General features: G+C 65.9%; 4 protein-coding genes. 3 read left to right on the top strand and 1 reads right to left on the bottom strand.

Features of this window, described 5'->3' with window-relative positions; translation table 11 throughout:
* From Q0693_RS07890 to fdhF, 3 genes are all read left to right on the top strand, one after another.
* On the top strand, positions 1–741 hold a 741-nt coding region (locus tag Q0693_RS07890), incomplete at its 5' end, for an NADH-ubiquinone oxidoreductase-F iron-sulfur binding region domain-containing protein (RefSeq protein WP_298630539.1).
* Complete coding sequence (locus Q0693_RS07895) at positions 731–1,330, top strand: 2Fe-2S iron-sulfur cluster-binding protein (protein ID WP_298630541.1); 600 nt, start codon at positions 731–733, stop codon at positions 1,328–1,330. The genes Q0693_RS07890 and Q0693_RS07895, both read left to right, overlap by 11 nt.
* Position 1,331: 1 nt before the next feature.
* A complete protein-coding gene (fdhF, locus tag Q0693_RS07900; RefSeq protein ID WP_298630544.1) occupies positions 1,332–3,371 on the top strand; it encodes a formate dehydrogenase subunit alpha in 2,040 nt (679 codons plus the stop codon).
* 50 nt (positions 3,372–3,421) lie between these two features.
* On the opposite strand, the gene dctP is transcribed toward fdhF, so the two are convergent.
* Positions 3,422–4,493: TRAP transporter substrate-binding protein DctP (dctP, locus tag Q0693_RS07905; protein ID WP_298630546.1), on the bottom strand; the 1,072-nt coding region annotated here is incomplete at its 5' end.

Consider the following 4,493-nt stretch of genomic DNA (forward strand, 5'->3'; position numbering starts at 1 on the left):
CTGGGCCTGGAAAAGGCCGTGGCCGAACTGAAGGAAGCCGGTCTCCTCCCCGTTCCCACCGAGGTCTTCCGCAGCGGGGGCCTCTACATCTGCGGCGAGGAAACCGCCCTCCTGGAGTCCATGGAGGGGAAAAGGGCCGAACCCCGCCTAAAGCCCCCTTTCCCCGTGGAGAAGGGCCTATGGGGAAGGCCCACCCTGGTGCAGAACGTGGAAACCCTGGCCAGCCTTCCCGTGATCCTGAAGGAAGGCCCCAGGGCCTGGCGACAAAGGGAGCCCAAACTCTTCTCCATTAGCGGGGACGTGGCCAGGCCCGGGCTCTATGAGCTTCCCCTGGGAACGCCTTTAGGGGAAGCCCTAAGGCGGGCCGGGGCGGAGTTAGGGGAAATCCAAGCGGTACTCCTGGGCGGGGCCGCCGGGGTTTTCACCAAAGACCTGGCCTTTCCCCTGCGCTATCGGGAAAGGCTTCCTCTGGGGGCTGGGGCCGTGGTGGCCTTCGGGAGGGAGGTGGACCTATGGGAAGTCCGTTTGGGCCTGGCCCAGTTCTGCCGGGAGGAATCCTGCGGCAAGTGCTTCCCTTGCCCCTTGGGCACGGCGGTACAGGTGGAGATGGTGCGGCGGCGGGAACGGAGCAAGGCTTTGCTGCAAGACCTGGCCCAGACCTTGAAGGGAAGCCTTTGCGGCCTGGGCCAATCCGCCTACTGGGCCTACGCAAGCCTTTTGGAGGTGGAAGGTGCGGCTTAAGGTGAATGGACAACCCGTGGAGGCCCAGGAGGGAAGCCTCCTCTTGGATGTGGTAGACGTTCCCACCCTCTGCCACCATCCCCACACGGAAACCCAGGGCCTCTGCCGGCTTTGCCTGGTGGAGGTGGACGGACGCCTTCTTCCCGCCTGCGCCACCCCCGCCCGAGAGGGCATGGAGGTATGGACGGATACCGATGCGCTTCGCACCCTTCGCAAGACCCTTTTGGAATGGCTTGCCCTCACCACGGACCTCAGCCTGGCCCCGGAGCTTCAAGACCTCCTCGCGTCCTATGGGGCCGACCCCGGGCGCTGGGGTGCCCTGACCGTAAGGAAGGGAAGGGCGCCCATCCGGGACAATCCCTTCTTCCTTAGGGACTACGCCAAGTGCGTGAACTGCCGCCGTTGTGTGGACGCCTGTGGGGATGGGATCATGGGGGTCTACGCCCTGACCCTGGAGGACCGGGGCCTCCTCGCCCACCCCACCACCCCCCTGGACCGGCCCCTTCCCGAGACCCCGTGCGTCTTCTGCGGCAACTGTGTTCAGGTATGCCCCACAGGGGCCCTAAGGCCCCTAGGCCTGGAGGTGTGAGATGCGCACCACCTGCCCCTATTGCGGCGTGGGTTGCCAGGTGGAACCCACGGTGAAGGAGGGCCGCATCGTCCAGGTGCTGGCTCCCGACATCCCCCCCAACCACGGGGCCCTCTGTGTGAAGGGCCGCTTCGGCCTGGACTTCCCCTTCTCGGAAAAGCGCCTCCTCTATCCCCAGGTGCGGGAAAGCCGTAGGGAGCCCTTCCGCCGGGTGAGCTGGGAGGAGGCCTTGGACTTTGTCGCCAGCCGCCTCTTAGCGGTGCTGAGGAGGCGGGGGCCGGAAGCCCTGGCGGTTTTCCCCTCCGCCAAGACCACCAACGAGGAGGTCTACCTGGCCCAGAAGCTGGCCCGGGTTCTCCTGGGCACCAACCACGTGGACCACTGCTCCCGTCTTTGCCACTCCTCCTCCACCGCCGCCCTTTCCCGCTCCCTGGGCGGGGCCAGCATGACCAATCCCATAGAGGACATCTGGAAAACGGATCTCTTCTTGGTGGTGGGCTCCAACACCACGGAAACCCATCCGGTGATCGGGGCCATGATCAAAAAAAGGGTCCGGCAAGGGGCCAGGCTCATCGTGGTGGACCCCCGGTACACGGGCATGGCCGAGGCCGCCACCCTCTGGCTAAGGCCCCATCCGGGCACGGACCTCTTCCTTTTCAACGCCATGGCCCGGTACATCCTGGAGGAAGGGCTCTGGGACCAAGGCTACGTGGAGGAGCGCACGGAGGGGTTTGCTGAGTGGCGGGCCTCCGTGGAGGGCTATACCCTCGAGGAGGCCGAGCGCATCACGGGGGTGAAAAGGGAGAACATCGCCCTCGCCGCCAGGCTCTACGCCACCACGGAAAGGGCTGGGGCCTATTGGGCCATGGGCCTCACCCAACACACCAAGGGCACGGCCACCGTCCAGGCCCTGGTGAACTTGGCCCTCCTCACCGGCAAGGTGGGCAAGGAGGGAGCCGGCCTGAACCCCTTAAGGGGCCAGAACAACGTGCAAGGGGCTGGGGACATGGGGGGGCTGCCCGACGTGTTCCCCGGGTATTTGAGGGTGGCAGACCAAGGGGCCCGAAGGCGCTTTGAGGGCCTCTGGGGGGTGGGGCTCAATCCCCAGCCCGGTCTGCGCATGACCGAGGTCTTCCAAGCCATCCCCCAGGTGGAGGCCATCTACCTGATCGGCGAGGACCCCGTGACCAGCGAGCCCTACCAGGATCACCTGAAGGCCAAGCTGGAAGCCCTACCCTTTCTCGTGGTCCAGGACATTCTGGAAAACGAAACCACCCCCTTCGCCCACGTGGTCCTACCCGCAGCCAGCTTCCTGGAAAAGGAGGGGACCTTTACCAACACCGACCGCCGGGTGCAACGGGTACGGAAAATCCTAGAACCTCCCGGGGAGGCCAGGCCCGACTGGTGGATCATCCAGGAGCTGGGGAAGCGGCTGGCCCAGGCCCTGGGCCGGCCCTGGACCCTCTATTCAGGCCCGGAGGCCATCTGGGAAGAGGTGCGCCAAGCCATCCCTGAGATGCTAGGCGGGATCACCTATCCCCGCCTAGAAAGGGAAGGGGTCCGCTGGCCCTGTCCCGAGGAGGACCACCCTGGGGAGGCCGTGCTCTTTCAAGCGCGCTTCAACACCCCCTCGGGAAAGGCCCGCTTCATCCCCGTGGACTTCACTCCCCCGGCGGAGACCCCCTCACCGGAGTACCCCCTTGTCCTCTCCACCGGCCGGGTGCTTTATCACTGGCACGGGGGCACCCTAAGCCGCAATAGCCGCCTCCAGGAGGCCTACCCGGAGCTCAAGGTGGAGGTAAACCCCAAGGATGCGGAAAGGCTTGGCATCCAGGATGGGGAGATCATCCAGGTGGTGAGCCGCCGGGGCCGGATCCGGGCCCGGGCCTGGGTTACGGAGCGCACCCCCGAAGGGGTGGTCTATGCGCCCTTCCACTTCGCCGAGGCCCCCGCCAACCGCCTCACCCTAGACGCCCTGGACCCCATAAGCCGCATCCCCGAGTACAAGGTGAGCGCGGTGCGGCTGGAGAAACTGGACTAGCTTGCCTTCCTCCGCCCCAGGAGAGCCCAGCCCCTCAGGTTAGAGCGGTCCTACACCGTGGGGAAGGCGAAGCTCTCGTAACCCAGCTCCGCCACGGCAAACCAGCGGTACTGCTCATTCCTGAAGGCCCAGTAGGCGGCGTACACCTTGCGGTAGGTGGCGTCCTTGGCCGCCTGCTCCTCGTAGAGGGCTTGGGTTTCCTGGAGGGCCTTCTTCATAATCTCCAGGGGCCAGCGGCGCAAACGCACCCCCGCCTTGAGGAGGCGGGATAGGGCCGGCGGGTTTTGGGCATCGTACTTGGCCATCATGGTGAGGTTGACCTCGGCCGCCGCCACCTGGAAGGCCTCCTGGAACTCCTTGGGAAGCTTCTGCCACTCCTTTTGCGAAACCAGGAAGGAAAGCTGGGCGCTGGGCTCCCAGAAGGAGGGGTAGTAGTAGTAGCGGGCCACCTTGTAAAAGCCCAGCTTCTCGTCGTCATAGGGCCCAGAAAACTCGGTGGCGTCTATGGTACCCCGCTCCAGGGCCGGGTAGATATCCCCAGCGGCCAAGGTCTGGGGCACCACCCCGAGGCGGCCCATCACCAGACCGCCCAGCCCCGGGATGCGCATGCGCAGGCCCTTGAGGTCCGCCAAGGTCCGGATCTCCTTGCGGAACCATCCCCCCATCTGGGCCCCGGTGTTCCCCCCGGGGAACTGGACCACCCCGAAATCCGCATACACGGCGCGGAGAAGCTCCAGGCCACCGCCATAGCGCATCCAGGCGTTGTGCTGCCGGTAGGTCATGCCAAAGGGCACGCCGCCATCAAAGGCCAGGGTGGGGTTTTTGCCCACATAGAAAGGGCCGTAGGTGTGCCCGGCCTCCACGGTGCCCTGCTGCACCGCATCCAGCACCTGGCCTCCGGGTACGATCTCCCCCGCCTGGTAGGCCCGGATCTGGAAGCGGCCCTCGGTGAGCTCCGCCACCCGCTTGGCCAGGTCCTCGGCACCCCCATAGAGGGTGTCCAGGCTCTTGGGGTAGCTGGAAACCAAGCGCCAGCGCACCTGAGGCGCCGCCTGGGCAAAAGCCCTATAGGAGAGGCTAGCCGCCAGGCCCACCCCCACCTTCTTGAGGAACTGCCTCCGT

It is taken from the genome of uncultured Thermus sp. (genome assembly GCF_938010445.1).
GTDB classification, from domain to species: Bacteria; Deinococcota; Deinococci; order Deinococcales; family Thermaceae; genus Thermus; species Thermus altitudinis.